This is a genomic window from Streptosporangium lutulentum, assembly GCF_030811455.1.
Classification (GTDB): domain Bacteria; phylum Actinomycetota; class Actinomycetes; order Streptosporangiales; family Streptosporangiaceae; genus Streptosporangium; species Streptosporangium lutulentum.
Genome location: NZ_JAUSQU010000001.1, coordinates 9,819,019 through 9,837,953, shown reverse-complemented (window position 1 = coordinate 9,837,953; position 18,935 = coordinate 9,819,019). Strand labels below are relative to the sequence as shown.

General features: G+C 64.8%; 11 protein-coding genes and 1 pseudogene. 3 read left to right on the top strand and 9 right to left on the bottom strand.

All coding sequences use genetic code 11. The annotated features are described in order from the left end of the window. Positions 1–15: 15 nt before the first annotated feature. A complete protein-coding gene (locus J2853_RS44220) occupies positions 16–936 on the bottom strand; it encodes an NADP-dependent oxidoreductase (protein ID WP_307567829.1) in 921 nt (306 codons plus the stop codon). Positions 937–1,002: 66 nt separating this feature from the next. Continuing rightward, on the bottom strand, positions 1,003–1,971 hold the full coding sequence (locus J2853_RS44215) for a zinc-binding dehydrogenase (protein WP_307567827.1): 969 nt from the start codon (positions 1,969–1,971) through the stop codon (positions 1,003–1,005). Between the two features lie 303 nt (positions 1,972–2,274). Here J2853_RS44215 and J2853_RS44210 point away from each other — a divergent pair, with 303 nt between their 5' ends. Both J2853_RS44210 and J2853_RS44205 read left to right on the top strand, forming a co-directional pair. Then, entirely contained in the window at positions 2,275–3,231 is a 957-nt protein-coding gene (locus tag J2853_RS44210) for a M23 family metallopeptidase (RefSeq protein ID WP_307567825.1), read from the top strand. A 70-nt stretch (positions 3,232–3,301) separates the two neighbouring features. Then, positions 3,302–4,744, top strand: coding sequence for an N-acetylmuramoyl-L-alanine amidase (locus tag J2853_RS44205; RefSeq protein WP_307567824.1), 1,443 nt, complete (start codon positions 3,302–3,304; stop codon positions 4,742–4,744). Between the two features lie 150 nt (positions 4,745–4,894). On the opposite strand, the gene J2853_RS44200 is transcribed toward J2853_RS44205, so the two are convergent. From J2853_RS44200 to J2853_RS44180, 5 genes and pseudogenes are all read right to left on the bottom strand, one after another. Next, the gene (locus J2853_RS44200; RefSeq protein WP_307567823.1) at positions 4,895–5,122 is read right to left on the bottom strand and encodes a hypothetical protein; all 228 of its coding nucleotides are present in this window, start codon (positions 5,120–5,122) and stop codon (positions 4,895–4,897) included. A 36-nt stretch (positions 5,123–5,158) separates the two neighbouring features. Then, positions 5,159–6,595: pseudogene (locus tag J2853_RS44195) on the bottom strand (IS3 family transposase). A gap of 247 nt (positions 6,596–6,842) precedes the next feature. Continuing rightward, complete coding sequence (locus tag J2853_RS44190; RefSeq protein ID WP_307566136.1) at positions 6,843–8,030, bottom strand: ISAs1 family transposase; 1,188 nt, start codon at positions 8,028–8,030, stop codon at positions 6,843–6,845. 276 nt (positions 8,031–8,306) lie between these two features. Continuing rightward, a complete protein-coding gene (locus J2853_RS44185) occupies positions 8,307–12,005 on the bottom strand; it encodes a caspase, EACC1-associated type (protein WP_307567821.1) in 3,699 nt (1,232 codons plus the stop codon). Positions 12,006–12,028: 23 nt separating this feature from the next. Next, a complete protein-coding gene (locus J2853_RS44180) occupies positions 12,029–12,397 on the bottom strand; it encodes an effector-associated constant component EACC1 (protein ID WP_307567819.1) in 369 nt (122 codons plus the stop codon). 927 nt (positions 12,398–13,324) lie between these two features. On the opposite strand from J2853_RS44180, the gene J2853_RS44175 reads away from it, so the two are divergent. Then, positions 13,325–15,010 (top strand): DEAD/DEAH box helicase, encoded by a 1,686-nt coding sequence (locus J2853_RS44175; RefSeq protein ID WP_307567818.1) that lies wholly within the window; start codon positions 13,325–13,327, stop codon positions 15,008–15,010. A gap of 408 nt (positions 15,011–15,418) precedes the next feature. Here the strand turns inward: J2853_RS44175 and J2853_RS44170 are convergent, their stop codons facing one another. Both J2853_RS44170 and brxD read right to left on the bottom strand, forming a co-directional pair. After that, positions 15,419–17,563: a DEAD/DEAH box helicase gene (locus J2853_RS44170; protein ID WP_307567817.1), complete on the bottom strand. Its 2,145-nt coding sequence runs from the start codon at positions 17,561–17,563 to the stop codon at positions 15,419–15,421. Further along, positions 17,560–18,864: a BREX system ATP-binding protein BrxD gene (brxD, locus tag J2853_RS44165; RefSeq protein WP_307567816.1), complete on the bottom strand. Its 1,305-nt coding sequence runs from the start codon at positions 18,862–18,864 to the stop codon at positions 17,560–17,562. The genes J2853_RS44170 and brxD overlap by 4 nt, the downstream gene beginning before the upstream one ends. Positions 18,865–18,935 lie beyond the last annotated feature (71 nt).

Here is an 18,935-nt window from a genome sequence, read left to right as displayed (position 1 = left end):
GGGCCGGGGTGAGCCTCACGCGACCACGATCACGATCTTGCCGAGGAGGTGGCCCTCCTCGCTGAGGCGATAGGCGTCCGCGGCCCGCTCCAGCGGGAAGGTCCTCTCGATCGGCAGGCGCAGCGCGCCCCACTCCAGCAGCGGGAAGATCTCCGCGAAGACCTCCGGCAGGGGCACCCCGTCGGCGCCGGTCGAGAAGCGCACCCCGTGCTCGGCGGCGCGCCCGTCGGCGATGGTGACGACCTTCTCCGGGTCACCGGTCAGCTCGACGGACAGGGCGAGCACGTCACGGCCGGAGGCGTCCAGGACCGCGTCGACCCCTTCGGGGGCGGCGGCGCGCACCCGCTCGGCCAGGCCGTCGCCGTAGGTGACCGGCCGGACGCCCAGCTCGCGCAGGAAGTCGTGGTGGACGGCACCGGCCGTGCCGACCACCTCCGCGTCCCAGGCGCGGGCGAGCTGCGCGGCGACCAGCCCGACGCCCCCGGCGACCGCGTGAACCAGCAGGGTCCGGCCGTGTTTCACGTCGAGCTGCCGCAGGGTGCGGTAGGCGGTCTCGGCGGCCACCGGCAGCGCGGCCGCCTGCTCGAAGGACAGCCGGTCCGGCTTGGCCAGCAGTCCCTCGGCGGCGACCCGCACGTGGGTGGCGACGGCTCCGGAGGGGACGTGGCCGAAGACCGCCTGGCCCACGTTCCAGTCCCGGACCCCGGCTCCGAGGGCGTCGACGACTCCGGCGAACTCGACGCCGGTGCCGACGGGTCCGTCCAGGAGCCGGCCACCGGCGAGGAACCCACGGCGGAGTTTCCAGTCGATGCCGTTGACTCCGGCGGCACGCACCGCGACCCGCACCTCTCCCGGTCCGGGATCGGGGACGGGGACCTCGTCGAGGGTCAGCACCTCGGGGCCGCCGTAGCGGGCGTAGCGGATGGCTCGGGACATGGCCCTTCCTTTCTCGAACACGGAGGAAAACCGATGGCGGGGCGCCGAAGGCTCGGGACGGCAGCCTCAGGTCAGCAGCAGGGTCTTTCCGACGGCGTCACGGGCCTCGATCGCGGCGTGCGCGTCGGCGGCCCGCTCCAGCGGGAAGGTCTGCCCGATGACCGGCCTGATCCGGCCCGCCGCCGCCTCCGCCAGCGTCCGCTCGGCCAGTCTTCTGGCATCCCCCGGCGCGAACTGCACCTGCTCGATCCCGCGTACGCTCACCCCGCGTCGTTCCGCCTCCTCGGCGTCGAGTCGGGCGAAGCTCCCGCCGGACACGCCGTACGCGAAGAACCGGCCACCCCGTGCCGTTGCCTCGAACGCGGCCTGGCCCAGCCGGTCGCCGGCGCCGTCGAAGACCACGTCCGCTCCCTCGCCGTCCGTCGCCTCGCGCACCCGCTCGGGCCAGTCCGCCCCGGAGTAATCGACCGCGGTGCCGGCGCCCAGCTCTCCGGCCAGGTCCAGCTTGCGCGTGCCACGGGCGGCCGCGATGACGTGGGCGCCCGCCGCGTGCGCGAGTTGCACCAGCAGGCTGCCGAGACCACCGGCCGCCGCGGTGACCAGCACCCGCTCCCCCGGTTTGATCGAGGCCTCCTCGACCAGGCTCAGCGCGGCGGGACCGATCTGGAGAAGCGCCACCGCCTCTCGGACGTCCAGCCCGTCCGGCACCGGGATCAGCTCCTCCACCGGGGCGACGGCCCGTTCGGCGTAACCGCCGCCTCCGGTCCCGGTGACGACGTGCCGTCCGACCCAGGTGGAGTCCACGCCCTCCCCGACGGAGATCACCCGTCCGCCCACCCCGCTCCCCGGCACGTACGGCGGGCTCAGGTTGAAGTACTCGGCGCCCCAGCCACTGCGGAGCTGCACCTCGACGGAGAGGATGTCCGCGACGGACACCCCGACCACGACCTGCCCCGGTCCGGCGGCCGGATCGGGTGCCTGGCCCGCCACCAGCACCTCGGGTCCTCCGAACCTGGTCACCTGGACGACTCTCATACCGATCACTCCCGTTCGACGTCTCTGTGGACATCCTCGAACCTCAAGCTTTGTTGAGGTCAAGTGGACGTGATCGGCGTCACCCGGTCGTGGTCACCGCGCCCGTGCTCTCAGGAGACGCCGCACCCGGTTCCCCCGGCCGCCTCCGCGCGAGCCAGACGGGCCGTTATGCCGATTTTGGATGATTTTTATGCAGCCGATCCAGACCCTTAACCCCAGCAAAGGACTTTCGGAAAGATCCAACAAACAGTGCACGGCGCCGGTCAGGGCCTCACCTCACCGGACCTGCGGGAAAGGATCTGCATGAGACTCAGAGGGGTACTCACGGCGGGATTCGCCCTGTTGCTCAGCCTCGCGGGCGGCGCCGTCCTGGCACCGAACGCCGGTGCGGCGACTCTGGCGGACCCGGTGACAACGCTTGAGGCGAACCCCGCGCCGAGCGACGGCGCGACCACCCTGGCGACCAACTTCCAGCTCCCCTTCCCCTGCGGGCAGGCCTGGGCGGGCAACTCCAGCGGGAGCAGCGCGCACCAGTCGTGGGAGATCGACTTCAACCGGGGCGGCACCGCGAACGCCGACCTGGGAGACACCGTGGTCGCCGCGGCGGCCGGCACGGTGGTCATCTCGGCTCACCAGGGATCGCTCAACGGCTACGGCAACCTGGTCAAAATCGATCATGGCGGCGGATGGTCCACCTACTACGCGCACCTGAACTCGCGCTCGGTGAGCGAGGGCGCCTCGGTCTCCCAGGGACAGCAGATCGGCACGGTCGGCAATACCAGCAGACCGGGCAACGGCATCTCACCCCACCTGCACTACGAGGTTCGTCAGGGAACCAGCTACCCGGCCAACGTCCAGAAGGCCGTCTTCAACGGGTCCACGTTCGGCTACCCCTCCCAGACGGTGACCTCGGCCAACTGCGGCGGCGGCAGCACCAACCCGCACACCCCGCAGGAGGTCTGCGGCTCCGGCTACGCGGTGATCGACTCCGCGACCCTCGGCTCGGCGGGCACCGTCTACCTGCTCTACAACACCGCCAACGGCAACAACTGCGTGACCACCATCAAGCTCACCTCGCTGGGCACCGCCACCGCCACCTCCGCCTACCTCGAAGTACAGGGACAGAGCCGGATCACCGATTCCGGCAACTTCGGCTACTACGCCGGTCCCGTACGCGCCGCCGCCCCCGGCAAATGCGTCAAGTGGGGAGGCAAGGCGGGCGCGTCCGCCTACGACAGCCTCTTCGAACACTGCGGCTGACGTCAGCAAGGACCGTCCCCGCCCCCCGGGGGACGGTCCTTTCCCCACCCCCACCTGCTGAGGAGCACCTGTGAAGGCCCTGTTTCGCCGTTCAGCCGCGCTGCTGGCCGGCTCGCTCATCCCCCTCGTGTGCCTGGTCGGCCGGCCGGCGAGCGCCGCTCCCCCGGATCCACTGGCCGACGCCTTCACCCGCGCCGCCGCGACCTACGAGGTGCCCCGCGACCTGCTGGTCACGCTCGGATACGCCGAGACCCACCTCGACGGGCACGACGGCGCGCCGAGCGCGAGCGGCGGCTACGGAGTCATGCACCTGGTCAGCAGCCCGGCCGGCCGCACCCTGGAACGCGCGGCCTCGCTGACAGGTCAACCGGTCGCGGCCCTGAAGACCGACGACGCGGCCAACGTCACGGGCGGCGCTGCGGTGCTGCGCGCCTACGCCGACGAACTCGGCCTGGACGCGACCGCCCGCAAGGACCCCGGGAAGTGGTACCCGGCGGTGGCCAAGTACGGCAACGCCTCGACCCCCGAGGTGGCCCGGCTGTACGCCGACACCGTCTACGAACTGCTGGGCACGGGTATCCGCACCGCCACCCCGGACGGCGAGACCCTGACCGTGAAGGCGCGGTCGGTACGGCCCGACCTCGGCGCCTACGCCCGGACCCGGGACCTGAACGAACCCCTCGCGGCCGCGGCCGTGGACTACCCGTCGGCCCGCTGGGTGGCGGCCAGCTCGTCCAACTACGCCGTCTCCAACCGTCCGACGAGCAACGTGATCGACCGGATCGTCGTCCACGTGACCCAGGGCTCCTACGCGGGCACGATCTCCTGGTTCCAGAACCCCGCCGCCCAGGTCTCGTCCCACTACGTCGTCCGCTCCTCGGACGGCGCCATCACCCAGATGGTCCGGGAGAAGGACCGGGCCTGGCACGCCGGGAACGACAACAGCCGATCGGTCGGCATCGAGCACGAGGGCTTCGTCGACAACGCCTCCTGGTTCACCGACTCGATGTACCGCTCCTCCGCCGCGCTGACCCGCAGCATCGCCGACCGGTACAACATCCCCAAGGACCGCGCCCACATCATCGGGCACAACCAGGTGCCCGGTGCGACGCACACCGACCCGGGCCCGAACTGGGACTGGACCAGGTACATGCAGTACGTCGGCGGAAGCAACGGCGGCGGCACCAACCCGCACACCCCGCAGTCGGTCTGCGGCTCCGGCTACACGGTGATCGACTCCGCGACCCTCGGCTCGGCGGGCACCGTCTACCTGCTCTACAACACCGCCAACGGCAACAACTGCGTGACCACCATCAAGCTCACCTCGCTGGGCACCGCCACCGCCACCTCCGCCTACCTGGAGGTGCAGGGGAAGACCCGCATCACCGATTCCGGCAACTTCGGCTACTACGCCGGTCCTGTACGCGCCGCCGCCCCCGGCAAATGCGTCAAGTGGGGAGGCAAGGCGGGCGCGTCCGCCTACGACAGCCTCTTCGAACACTGCGGCAGCTGAAGTCTGCTCCACCGGCTCACCCGGCTCTGGATGGAGCCGAGCGGTGAGCCGGTGGAGCGTCCTCAGGCCGGTGGGCGGGCAGCTCCGACCGGAGGGTGAGTGACCGAGGTCATTCCGTACCTGTTCCGGCCGGAGGGTGAGCGACCGAAGTCATTCGGTACCGGTGGACCGCTGCGCAACCTTGTCGTCCGTTGTCTCCTTCAGCCAGAGTGCCGCGAATCGGGCCGAGCCGGTGCCGTAACCGCTGACGTCGGTGAGGCGGTAACCCTGCCCGACCAGACGGTCGAACTCCGTCTGATACTGCGCCGATGTCAGACCATGACGAGCGACCCACGCCGGTCCACCCGATCGCTCCCAGATCGCCGCATACTGGGCCACCCCGGAACTTGTCAAGCTCGGTGAGACATGGTCGTTTCAATCGTTCTGTGTCATTTTCTCCCGCCTGACTGGGTCGTTGATCCACGCCTTGGTGGGGATCCGGGGTGGGATCGGCCTCGTGTGAAATCTGTCCGGGGTGGCCGCGTAGGCCGCTTCCAGAGTGACGGCTCGCTGGGTACGGATCTGTTCAGCGGTGCCGAAGTGGACCGAGGCCGGGGTGTGCAACCCGATCCCCGAATGGCGGTGCTCGTGGTTGTAATAGGTGAAAAACGCCTCGCAGAACGCGCGGGCATCAGCCAGAGCGCCGAACCGCTCGGGAAAGGCCGGGCAGTACTTCAGCGTCTTGAACGCCGCCTCACTGTAGGGGTTGTCGTTGGACACCTTGGGACGCGAATGCGAGCGGGTGATCTGCAGTTCGGCCAGCAACGCGGCGACATCACGGGAGGTCATCGAGGGGCCCCGGTCGGCGTGCACCACGCGGGGCCTGCCGCCGTTACGCGCCACGGCGGTGGCGATGAAGTCGGTGGCCAACTCGGCGCTTTCGCGGTGCTCGACCCGCCAGCCGACCACGTAGCGCGAATAGATGTCGAGCATCACATACAGGTCGTAGGTGCTGCCCGGGGTGGGACCCTTCAGCTTGGTGATGTCCCAGGTGAACACCTGCGAAGGGCCATCAGCGAGGAGCTCGGGGATCGTCTTGGCCGGATGACGCGCCTGAGCGCGACGCTCGCGTACGCCGTCCTCGGCACGCAGCAGCCGATACATCGTGGAAATGCTGCACAGATACAGGCCCTCATCCAGCAGCGTCGCCCACACCTGCGGCGGGGATTTATCGATGAACCGGTAGGAATTGAGCGTCTCCAGCACCGCATGGCGCTCATCACGCGACAGCGCGTTGGGCGGGGCCGGCCGCGGCGCGGCCACCGGGGCGGGCCGGGGATTGCGCCGCCGAGTGCAGTGTCGCCCGCGAGATACCGGTCAGCCGGCAGGCGTTCGTGGTGTCGAGCATCCGCTCCAGCTGCTCGAACGCCTCGTTGATCACGCGTCCGGCTTCGCCGGCGTGCTGGGCTCCTCGCTCTCGGACAGCAGTTCCAAGAGCTCGTGTGCTTTTCCCAAGATCGCCAGCGCCTTCTTGGTCCTGGCCAGCTCCGCGGCGAGCTTCTCATTCTCCCGCCGCAGCTTGTCGGCTTCCTTCTCCGCCGGGCTCTTGGCGTCTTTGCGCACCGGCGGCTTGGGCTCCAGCGCCTGCAGGGCCCCGTGGTCGCGGGCCAGCCGCCAGTCCAGGATGTGCGTGGAATACAGCCCCTCGCGGCGCAGCAGCGCACCCTTGGCGCCCGGCTCGGTCAGCGCGTCGTACTCGGCCACGATCCGCAGTTTGTAGTCCGCGCTGAACCTCCGCCGCCTGGGCCGCTCGGCCCGCGGCCCTTCCGGCTCCGAACTCACACTTCCATCATCACGCACGCCGGCACCCAGGTCGGCAGCAGTCAAAGTCGCGATCGTCAACGGTCCTGTCTCGCCCTATTCGAAGCTCAGAAGGGTACTTCATCCCCATGTCTCACCCGAGCCTGCCAAAGAGGGCCCCGCCGACCCCCTTTCCAGAACCGTCGCGCCATCGCCTGCCGCTGTGGGAGACCGTTGCATCCCGTTCCTCCGAGTCGTTCTGCGGCAAACGGGAAAGTCATCGCACGGAAGCGACTGCGGTGGCAGGGCCGAAGCGTTCTCATGTTGTGAGACCGAGTAGCTGAAGACCGTCCGTGGGGTGGCTGCGGTAGTGATCGGTGGCGGCGGCGATGTTGGTCCAGCCGATCAAGCGGGCCAGGCCGATGGCCAGGTTACGCAGGCTCGCCATGACCCGTGGGGCGGTGCCGGTCCGAACGCGTGAGGCGTCTTCGCGGTAGGTGACGTCGCGGATGTGGTGCAGGGCCTCGATACTCCAGTGGCCGCGGATCAGTGTGGCGAGGTGGGCGTGGGTGACGCGGCCGGGCGGCAGGCTGGTGATCGCGTAGATCGTGACGATGGTGGTTTTGCCGGTGCGGCGGTCGGTGCGGCGGCGTTTGACCTGGATGGCCTGGGCGGCGTGGGGGAAGGGCAGGCCGGGCCGGACGGTGCAGATCTTCATGCGGCGGATCTCGCGGCGGCCGTGGCCGCGGGTATCGGTGCGGTCGTTGAGCAGGGCGTGGCGCCAGGGCAGAGCCTTGAGCCGGCGGTGCAAGGTGGGCTGGTTGCCTTTGACGATGAATAGGTAATGGCCGCCGGAGTCGATGATCTGGCGGGCATGGGCGTGCTGGGTATGCAGGGCGTCGGCGGTGACTACCACGTCGGACAGGTCCAGGCCGGACAGCAGGGGCGCAACTGCAGGGATCTCGTTGCTCTTGGCGGTGACCTGGCGTTGGGCGACGACGGTCTGGGTGTCGTGGCGCAAGGCGGCCAGCAGGTGCACCGTGCCGTTGGCGGTGCGACTGCCGCGTAGGGTCTTGCCGTCGATGGCCAGGCCGGTCAGCGGTGGTCGGCTTTCGGGGTGGTCGGTGGCGGGCGGGCCGCCGGCGGCGAGGGTGGCCAGGTAGGTGCCGGTCGCGGTGTCGAAGGCGTCGCCGTCCAGGCGGGCGAGTAGTCGCCGCAGGGTGCTGGCGGCCAGGCGAACGGTGCCGGGGAGCCCGGCACGAGACAGGATGTCCGGGTCGTATCCGTGGATGGATCTGTTGATCGCCGCTATGGAGGTGGCTCCGCTGAGTACGGCGAGCAGGGTTAGGGCCAGCAGTGGGCCGAGTCGGTAGCGACGTCCGCGGTGGCTGCGTGGGTCGGGCAGGGTGCCCAGTACCTCGGCCAGCGCGGGCAGATCGGTCGATGGGTCGAAAGCGGGGACGTGCTCCAAGTGGCGGGCGAGCACGTTGATCGGGAATGATGGCACGCGAACGCGGCCCCTGTTCTTGATCGACTGGCTAGACACCGACGATCATCAGGGGTCGCGTTTGTCATCTCCGCATCGGGGTGGCCTCTACTGCCAGCCCGCTGCAGGGCTGCGACCGTCTCAGCAGCCGAGAACGCCTCAGCCTTGACTGCGGTGGCCGGCAGCTCCCGGCCAGGTGTTCCGCATCCCGACGAGCCTCCTCGCCGCGGTCACCCCCAAAGACGGCACCGTGCATGTGGGCATGGACGCTTAACCTTCAGCTGGGGGAAATTCACATCACTTGAACGCTTCGCTGATGATAGAGACGTCGTACAGCCTCCAAGCAGGAAACCTGACGGCGCTCCCTCCTGAGCTGGGAGTCTCCAGCAGTTTCTGGCGACGCAACATCAACCGCAAATGTCTTGCGTGATCGACGCCTTCCTGTGGCCCTCGATCAAGGAGAACGGCTGTGATCTTTCCATCGATCTCCAAGCGCGCATCGATAAGGTAGCCGTTGACAGTCCCGCCAAGGTCGACGGTGGCTCCAGAAACCCCCCTGAGCCTCCTGTATAGACGCAACAACAGGTCATCTCGTTCATTATCGCTTCTGCTGCCCGCTTGGCCTGCCCCGTCAGCGGCTTGTAGCAGGGCAGCCGCGACGCCACCACGCTTCTTCCACAGTTCAGGGTCCCCCACCACTATGAGGTGGGATCGCGCCCGGGTGATGGCGACGTTCCACAGGTTCAATTGCCGGTCGATCCAGTTGACCGCTCCGGGGTGCATCTCTTCCGCAGCGACGAGAGAGAAAACCATCGCATCGCATTCACCTCCTTGGAAGGTGTGCACAGTGCCCACTCGCACGCGGCTCTGACCAGTAAATCTCTCCTGGAGCGCTTCTTTCTGAGGCTTAAAGGGGGTAACTACTCCAATGCTTGCTTCCTCCGGAAGGTGCCGCAATAGGTAGCCTACGCATTCGCTCACTTTGTCAACTTCTGCCTGGTTCAACCAGGAGCCACCCGAGTTTGGGCGCAGGGCACGTCCCTTGACTGGAGCCCAAGTAATCGCCGGACGTTTCACCGCAGGGCGGGAGCGAATGTCAGTGAGCACAGTAAGCGCGCCATCGTAGAACAGATCATTAGAGATTGCGGCGATGTCTGGGTGACAACGATAATGCTCATCGAGCAACATGCTTCCACCAGCGGCGTGCTCAGCCGCGTGGAAGGCGGAGTGGCGACGGTAGGCCAGACGGCGCTTCTCCAACCAATCGGCACGGAGACCCGCACCGCCCCGGATTACCGCTTCCTGTTCAGGAACGATCTTGGCGATATGCGGCAACTGCATGACGTCGCCGATGATCAGAGCATGACGTGCACGGAATAGCAAAGGAATCACATGCGGGATCGCGCACTGGCTGGCCTCATCAATGATCACTAGATCGAAGAGTGCGGGGTTTGGAGGGAAGCGGCGCGCGGACAGACTGGTGACGGCCCAACTACGCACATGGGGAAGCACAGCTTTGAGAGCGGACCAGTCGCTACTTGAGGCCTCTTTCGCCTGCAAAAGTCCCAAGATCGCTTGACGACCCTCTCGTGCCTTGATGCGCACGGCACTTTCCAGCAATGCTGTCGAAGAGGAGTGCACCTCTGCCTCTGCCATACTGAAAGCCTCAGTGAGTTCCGCGTCGGTGCGTACCACTCGAGTCCGATGGCGCTGCTTTCGCCAACGGCCCTCAGCATCGGCGAACTCCGCAACAGCCGCGCATGCCTCGGCATCATCCAAACCGGAGGGCAAGCCAAGACGGCGCAATAGCCGGTTACGGCGCCACCTGCCGAGGAAGCGGGCACGGGCGACGCGATCGGCCTTGAGCTCCCAGCGAGTGAGCTCTTCGTCGTTTCCAAGACGCTCCGCGAACATGGGAACGGCGCAGCCAAGCCTTGACGCGTGTTCCTCTCGCTCTTCCCCAGCTTGATACAGCTCACGCTCAATATAAGCGGCGGCGGCAAGCTCCTCGCGTAAGGCACTGAGTGCATCCATCGCTAGATCCAGGTCCGCAGAGAGGGTGACAGGATTGCGGTTCAGTAGCGGGATGATAGACAGCCGCTGAAGGGCCGCGCTCTCCTCCTGCGTGTAATCCTTTTCACCACCGCGGGAGCCGGTCCGCACAACGCTACCGGGGACTAGCCGCTCACAACGCTGCCATATCTCATCGACGGCCTGGTTATTAGTCGAGGCGACTAGGACGCTCCTGCCGTTCGCCACGGCGGTAGCGATCAAGTTCGCGACCAATTGGCTTTTGCCGGTTCCCGGAGGACCGGTAGCCACGGTAAGACGCTGCGTTAGTGCCGATCGCAGCACAGCGGCCTGCGCTTCATTGATAGACAGCGGGGTCACCAGGCGTATCTCTTCGGAGGGTTCAAGTGGGGCAATCGCGTCAGGCGCCAGGGCCGCAAGCGCAGTGCGATGGATCTCCGAGCTTTTCTCCGCGATGGCGACGAAGTCATCAAGTAACCTTTTCGTCCCCGTGGTATCACGCGGTGCGAAGAAGATCACGGCGGCATTGCGTGCGCCATGCCCCGGCGTGTGGACGTCGATGCGTTCCACCAGCCGATCCGGCCGAAGTTCCTGGACACATGGGAGCTCGAACTCGTTGCGCAGAAGGCTCCGGAGGTTAACCGCCATGAGATCATGCTGTCCGGCATGCCATGTTGGCTGGTAGGTGGAGGCGAGTTCCGCCGCCTCCTCCGGACCGAGCCAGTCATGGGCCAGCTGAGGGTGAGGCAGCACCGGTCCATACGGCTTCAGACGCACCGTGCCCGCTTCGGATACTGCTTCGACCCTACGGATAAGCAACGGAGCGAACCGGGGCGCTCTCCAGGAAGACTTGCCGCGCGGCCCGGTGAGAACCACTGCGGGGTACCCGGCCCACAGCTCTACGTCCTGCCCGGCAACCTTGTCCAAGAACGAGGCGACCTCGGATGTGATTGGAGCGGAGCCATCGTCATCCAGATCTCCGGACAGGAAGCGTTCAGTGCCGGTGAGACATGCGTATGACCTGCCGCGATCCGCAACCGTAAGCAGCGGTGTCTCCGCCTCATCGGAAAGCACACATTTTCGGTAGTAGTCCAGCAGTTGCGACCACATAGGTACGGTCGAAGGCGCCTTCGAAGCGGTTACGGTCCCTTGCGTATGCGATATCTCCGGCATAGAACTGATCGATCTCTGGGTCAGCGGTACCAGGAGGGGAGCAGCTCCCTGAGGACAACTTGCCAAGATGATGCGGTCATCCACGGCATGAGCGGACTTTACCGGGATCTGAATACCCAGGCCGCGCATACGCCGGTTGACATATTCGAAGAGGTCATCCACGGAGACTTGACCAGCGCTGTCCCTTCCTGCCTTTCCCGTGCGTAACGCCTCGACCACCTGCGCGGTGAACGCTGAGGGTTCCGGCCCTTCAGCAGTGTCAGCACCGGCGAAGGAGTCTTCTCCCGCTCTCGACGAGGCGATCACGTAGACCCCTCGGCTGTCCAACGGAACGGGCTCTACCGACTTAGTCGCTCTTAGGGGTTTCCCGTCATGAGTGCGCAGACCAAGTGCGAAGCCACCGCTGCGGCAACAGTCGAGCACGGCTACCTTCTGGGGAGCCCAACATGCTTCCAATCGTTCGTTGACGAAGCCGGCACTGACGCCTGTCTCCATGATCCGGTCGAAGTTGGTGTCCGCCGCCACGAAAAAGAATTCACCGGTCGACTGCGATAGCCGAGTTCCGTGCCCTGTGATGTACAGCAGAGCTAGTTCGTCGCTGTCGCAGCTTTCAAGGAATTCGGAGATTTCCAAACACATATCGTCCGCGCTAGGATCGGCTACAACCTTCACCGACGCGAATCCACCGATGCTTCGATGCTCGAGGACCTGCTGCAACTGCCAGACATCACTGCGAGCGGACGGTAAAGACTCGAACCGTCCATCCCGATACGTCTCTGTACCGATCAGCAAGGCCCGCCGTCGTAGTGACCTGCTCAATGAGACTCATCGGCATCGCGGAGAAACTCTCGCACTAGTCGCTCCTGAGCCTCGTCCGGACGACCTGAGATCTCGATCGAACGCTCACCGTGGGTGACGAGAACTTTACGGTGCCGCTCGGTGGCACACCACTCCTTGATCGCCGTTATCAATAGCTGTGAGGCGGGCCGTGCCGATGCGGCGACAGTGACCCAGAGAATCACATCAGCCGTTATCCCGGCCTTGCGTCCATCGCCAGCCGGAGCCGCCTGAGGTACGGCGAACTCCACAGCAATGCCATCGGTTTCCGCAAGCTTTTCATGCAACGTACGGGTAAGCCGCTCCTGACGAACGGTGTCTCCGCCCGCGAGCACCTCCAACCGCATCGTTAACTCCCTGCCGTCCAAGCGTCTCCCTTCGGATCATTAACCATATTGCGGAAGGTAACAAAAACATCTTCACTTAGGATAGCCGAATTTTGATATCGCCAAAATAGCCATAACGAGCAAACCTAGCAGCTCGGAATTATAACAAACCCAACACTGGAAATAGCAACATGCAAAACGAGATCGCCATGCGAAAATTTGATCGAATCCCTTTCGTTCGAATTGCAGTAAAGCCATAACTTCAATTTTTACCCACCCGAAAACATCTAGAACAGGTGAGCGAAGAAAGTAGACCCCTACTTGAGAGGCAAGCCAATCTCCTGGAAGACTCGCGAACCAAAGAAGCGAACCTCGAACACACCAGGCCACTTACGTCTGATAAGCCATACACAACTTCAGCGAGCGATGGGATCTGATATGCCGCTGGGCCGTTCAGAGCGCAAAGAGATTCACTCTTGGGCATCAGAGTCGTTGAAGAAACTAGAGGCACTGGAAAACGAGCGCCAGTTCCTTATCTCTACATATCGCGAACGGCTTCAGAAAGCACACCGACGGCGACAACACACAAGTGTGGCATTCCGCCTAAGGAAGCTTTCAATCGAGGAGGCCGTTGGACCCAGAGCTGGCTTTTCGTTCAAGGCACTCTACGCGGAGAAAGTGCATACAGCATACGATCTCAGGCGAATACAGACCAGACTGCATGGCATTAAGGGTATTGGCCCTACCAGAGCCGCCACATTGATGGACGCACTGCGCAGAGCAGAACAGCTCACAGCATCAGACCTTCGGCCACCGGCAGATCCAGCAGAATGGAACGAATCCGACGTTGAGCTTGTCCATGTATTATTCATGTTCTCCCAGGCCTTATCTCTATCCAAATCCCCTCAGTGGTCTGACCTACAATCACTAACCGAAGACTTGAGGTCAGTGAAGCAGTCAGCAAGGCTGCAGAGCTGGCTCTTCGGTGGGGATCGACGCAAACAGCAGATACGCGACATTTATCAAACTACACGACAACGGGCATTGTCATCACTAATCGTAAATGCGACAGAAACAATGGCCCATAAAATCAAAGATACACGCCAGGCCGATGATCGGCTGAGAAACAGTGCGGAATTGATCACTGTCTGGCGCAACTCCAGCGCGACACTACTCTCACTTCTTGAGCAATTCACCGCCGAGGAGGGAAGTCCACAGGAAAAAGCAGCTGTCCTCCGCGGTGTGGGGCGATCCTTTCTCCCCATGGACCTGGCTGAACGGATCCAAGCCCAATCCCTCGACCTCCAGTTGGTCATGAAAACCATCCGGCCATATCAGCAATTCGGAGCAAAATTCGCCCTCACAGTCAGGCAGGCGCTGCTGGGTGACAAGATGGGTCTGGGGAAAACTATCGAGGCCTTGGCCGCCATCGCCCATGCGATCACGCACGAAAAACAGTTCCACCACCTTGTCATCTGCCCTGCTTCTCTGATCGAAAATTGGCTTCAAGAAATCATCGAAACTTTGCCGACCATCCCCGGTCTCGCCTTCCGCGAGCCTGATGCCGAGAGAACATTCCAGCGATGGCAGAGGGATGGCGGAATTATCCTCGTCTCTTTTCAACAGGCCGCAAAGCTGGCCGAAAAAGACCTCCCCTCCATCGGTTTTGTGATCGTCGATGAAGCGCACTACGTGAAAAATCCTGACGCTAATCGAACCCGCGCGACTGCGACTCTGGTCCGCCTGGGGCAGCGCGCCCTCCTGATGGGGGGAACTCCGATGGAAAATCGCGCCGCCGAGTTTATCAATCTGGTTGATTTGGTTAGTTCTTCAGAAGGAAAGAAACTAAAGCAGCGCTTCGGCGATGGCCGTAGAGCTCATCTGGACGGCGACAGATTTCGGCGCGAGATCGCCCATCTGTACCTCCGTCGCAACCAGAAGGACGTACTGGATGAGCTTCCCCCACTTATTGCACAGGACGAGGTGATTCAGGTCGGTAGCGCCGAGCGGTCCGCCTACCAGTCGGCTCTGCTCGAAGGCAACCTCATGGCCGCGCGCGCACTCCTCTCCTCGGCGAATGACACGGACTCCGCGAAGATGGAGCGCCTCAGTCAGATCTCCGAGGAGTGCCGACGGAACGAGCGAAAACTCTTGGTCTTTAGCTACTTCCGAGACGTCCTGACGACGGCCAGGAAGGTTATTGGTGAAGAATGTGGAGAAATCAGTGGTGGTGTAACCATAGTTGATCGTCATCGATTGGTAACTGAGTTCAACGCTCGCGCCGGCTTCGCTGCCCTCGTCCTGCAGATCGACGTCGGGAGTGCCGGATTGAACCTACAGAGTGCGTCGGTAGTAGTAATCATGGAACCGCAGTACAAGCCCAGCACAGAACGGCAAGCCGTCGCTCGCGCATACCGAATGGGTCAAACCAACCGGGTTATGGTCCATCGGCTTGTCGCAAAGAATAGCGTGGATACTGCCCTAGTCAAACTTACCAAGTTTAAAGCTCATCTTTTCGACACACTGGTTCATCACAGCGACCTTGCCGATGACCTGGATAAATTTCAAATCAACGAGGGGAGGCTCCTGGCAGACGAGCAGAAACGGCTCGCCATTGAGTCGAATCATGAGTAAATCCGCCACCTTCCGTAGATTGCCAAACACCACACAGAAAGAAAGTCAGCGCGCTCTCAGTAAAGCCTAGAACAAAGGCTCGAACTGAGTGCAGTCTCTGCATAGATCATGCCGCGATCGTCAACGCGTTTTCAAATCGGGTGCAGCCGCCACCCACAATCTCAGGATAACTCTCGAATAATGAGAAGACGCAACTGCTGAGGTCGCCACTCCAGGTGAGACAGCGAAATGACGAGCCCGGTTTCGGGCGAATTTTGGACTCTGCTAAGGCATGCCTTGAAGGCTTCCTCACGCACCATTCGCTGTCCGAAGAAGACCTTCGGACATGGCGCCAGCTGAAATCGAATCGTGGCCGACCATGGAAGGATCCATAATTTGGGGAGCTATGCCATGAACGGGGTGCGGCCTCTATTGGAGCATCGACCAACGAACGGATCGACCGAGCGTGGCGGTAGCGCCGTCGAGGTCGGCTAGTCGGGTCGCCAATGTCGCGACGGCGAGCCGTTCAGGGAGCGCCACACTGAATTTGAGACCGTGTAGAGCCTTCTCGTCCACGTCGGGAAGGCAGAGTCGCTCGGTGGCATCCGCGGTTCCAACCTTCCACATCTCCGGGGTGAGGTCGCTCCGGAGACGGATCGATGCCTCGTCGATGCGCTGGCCCGGCACCACGATGCCGTCGAGGGTCGCGGCCAGCGTGGCGTTGGCTCGAAAGCCCGCCCAGGTCCACCAGCGGACATCGTCCATCATGGGATCCCGGGTGATGACCGTCCCTCCGGGATGGACAGAGTCAACGGCGTCCTCTCGCAGCACGGCCAGCCGTTCGACCGCCCGCCGGCTGAGCCGTACGGGCGGATCCGCCCCTAGAAGAACCGAGCGCATGGCCTGGGACAGGACGTAGGACAGGCCGCCGTACCCAGTTCCGCCCCAGCGCGCCTTGCCCCGGCCGTCTGCCGCCTCCACGAAGCAGCGCCGCCGTGACCAGTCGATGTAGGTGACCCGCCATGTCCGTCCCGCGAGCAGTAGCAGGCGAGGGCCCTCTATTTCCTCGGTGAGCAGTGCGGGGTCGGTCCGGCCGATCTCCTTGCGCCCAGACAGCACGGTGAACTCGGGCGCGGCAGTGAAGACCGCGGTCATGTCCATGAAGTGCCGGCGGCCGAAGCGGCGTTCGGCCTCGGGGCCGATGAAGAGCATGCCGTCGTCCTCGTCGAGGTAGCCATGGCTGACCAGATGCCTGAGGATCACGGTGGCGGAGGCGCCGAAGGGTCCGAGGCCGTTCCACCACTCTTGCCAGGTATGGTTTCCAACCCGGTGCTCCTGCAGGCAGAGGGCGAGGATCTGCTGGGCGACGATGTGCCGGGGCTCGGAGGGGGCTCGGACCCGCTCGACGAATCCCTCCCCCCACAGGTGCAGGATCCCGGCGGCCTGCAGCAGCGACTCCTCGTCCAGTGCGAGGAACAGGCAGTTGCGAGCCGTTCCCGGTCTGCGGCCGGTGCGGCCGATGCGCTGGAGGAAGGAGGCGACCGTGGACGGCGCGTTGATCTGGATGACCCGGTCGAGGTCACCGACGTCGATACCGAGCTCCAGCGTGGAGGTGGCGACGATGACGCAGTCGCGCGCCTCGGCGAACGCCTGCTCGGACTGGCGGCGCTCGTCCATCGACAGCGACGCGTGCGAGAGGAAGGTGGTGACGCCTCGGGAGCGCAGCGCGTGGCCGAGCTCCTCGACCAGACGTCTGGAGTCGCAGAAGACCAGCCGCTTCTCACCCCGGTGCAGCGCGGTGATGAGCGCCGCGGCGTTGGACACCGATCCGACGTAGTCGAGTTGAATGTCTCCGGGCGGCGCCTGCGAAGACACGACTGTCTCGTCGGAATTCGGAATCGAAGAAGGTGCAGCTGTCGTCTCCGGAGCCACGACCATTCCGGGTCTGCTTCCCGCCCCTGACCCCTGCAGCCAGTTGAGCAGTTCTGGCGGGTTCCCCACGGTCGCCGAGAGGCCGACGCGCTGGATCGATCGGCCGGTCAGCCTGGTAAGGCGTTCCAGCACGGCCAGCAGGTGCCAGCCCCGGTCGTCGCCGGCGAACGCGTGGACCTCGTCCACCACGATCACCTGGAGGTGCTCGAAGAACTGCCGATGGTCCACGTTGACGCTGACCAGCATCGACTCGATCGACTCGGGCGTGGTGAGCAGGATGTCCGGCGGGTCGCGCAGGATCTGCTTGCGCCGGGTGCCGGAGACGTCTCCATGCCAGAGCGCCACTCGGCGGCCGGTCCAGCTCGCGTAACCCTCCAGGCGAGGGAGAAGGTTGTTGAGCAGTGCCTTGATCGGGCAGACGTAGAGCACGGACATACCTCGCCAGTTGGCCGAGGCCATCCGGCTGAGTAGGGGGAACATCGCCGCCTCGGTCTTGCCCCCGGCGGTGGGCGCCAGCAGCAGGGCATCCGATCCGGCGAGCAGGGGCTCAACGGCCGCCTCCTGCAACGGCCGCAACCCCGGCCAGCCGAGGGTGTTGACGATGTGGTGGAGGACGACAGGGTGGAGGTCGTCCGCGCTCACATCAGGTCCAGCTCGACATCGTCGACCGACAGCGCGTTGCGCTCGACCTCGTTGAGCTCTCCCGAAGCCACGGTGAGCCGGTAGTGCTCCCGGGGGTCGAAGTCAGGAAACTGGTCGACCCGGTCGAGCACGTCTCCGACGAGCTTCTTCAGGAAGACCCTCGGCGCCACCCCGACCTTGCCACCGAGCGAGCCCGCGACCGCCTCCGCGAGCAACGCGACGTAGTCGTCGTCGACCATCTCCGGGACGCGCGGCGAGGCTCCCACCGCGTAGAGGTTCCGGACCCGGCTCCCCAGCTCAAGAAGCCCTTCCCTGGTGAACCCCGGCAACCGGATCTGCACGGCGCGCGGGTTGTCGAAGCGCGGATCGGTGGTGAAGTCGGTCGCCAGCCGGGAGGCCAGCGGAGACAGCCGCTGCAGGCCCTGATGCCCCTCGAAGAACGCCGGGGTGCCGGTGATGAGCACGTAGAGGCCGGGGAAACGACCGGAGTCGATCTCGTCGACGAGCTGCCGCAACGCGTTCAGCGCCTTGTCCCGCACATCGGAGCGCACCCGCTGCAACGTCTCGACCTCGTCCAGGACGAGCAGCAACCCCGGATGGCCGGAGTCCCGCAGGACCGTCAGCAGCCCCTGGAGGAAGCCGAGCGCGCCGAAGTGGTCCAGGTCACCGCGCACCCCGGCCGACCTTTTGGCCGACGCCGACACGTGCGGCTGCCCACCCAGCCAGGCGAGCACGCCCTCGGCGGTCGCCGGATCCCCTGCGGCGATCGCGGCGCGGTAGCCGCGCAGTGCCGCGGCGAAGGTGGGAGCCGACCGGCTGACCTCGGTCAGCCGCTTCTCCAGCAGCGCCTCGACCGCCTCGTCCAGCGCCTCGGAGTCGGACTCGGAGACCCCCGCCGACAGGGCGTCCTCCTCCAGGGTGAACATCCACGCGTCGACGATCGAGCGCAGCGCGCTGGGCGGGAACTCGGCCGTGGACAGGTTCTCGCAGAGCCGCCGATAGACCGTCTCCAGCCGGTGCAGCGGCGTCTCCGTCTCGGAGATCTGCACCTCGGCGACGGCCATGCCGTGCTGCTTGGCTCGCTCGGCCAGCCATCGGGCGAAGAACGTCTTGCCCGAGCCGTACTCACCCCTGACCGCCTTGAAGACCGAGCCGCCCTGGACCGCCGTGGACAGCTCGCCGTCCAACGCCTCGGCGAAGCGGTCGAGGCCGACGGCGAGCAGGTCGAGCCCGGCAGAGGGAACGGTCCCGCGCCGCAGGGCGTCGATCACCTCGCGGCGGCGGCGTTCACTGACTTTCACGACTTGCCCCTGCCCTCACGCCTTGCACGTGCTCCTTACGAACCGCTGCAGCCCTCACGGCCACACTGTCC

What these genes read in the sequence shown, in the direction of transcription:
- J2853_RS44180 (WP_307567819.1), bottom strand. Translation starts at nt 12,397, where the DNA reads ATGCGGTTGGAGGTGCTCGCGGGCGGAGACACCGTTCGTCAGGAGCGG.
- J2853_RS44210 (WP_307567825.1), top strand. Translation starts at nt 2,275, where the DNA reads ATGAGACTCAGAGGGGTACTCACGGCGGGATTCGCCCTGTTGCTCAGC.
- J2853_RS44220 (WP_307567829.1), bottom strand. Translation starts at nt 936, where the DNA reads ATGTCCCGAGCCATCCGCTACGCCCGCTACGGCGGCCCCGAGGTGCTG.
- J2853_RS44215 (WP_307567827.1), bottom strand. Translation starts at nt 1,971, where the DNA reads ATGAGAGTCGTCCAGGTGACCAGGTTCGGAGGACCCGAGGTGCTGGTG.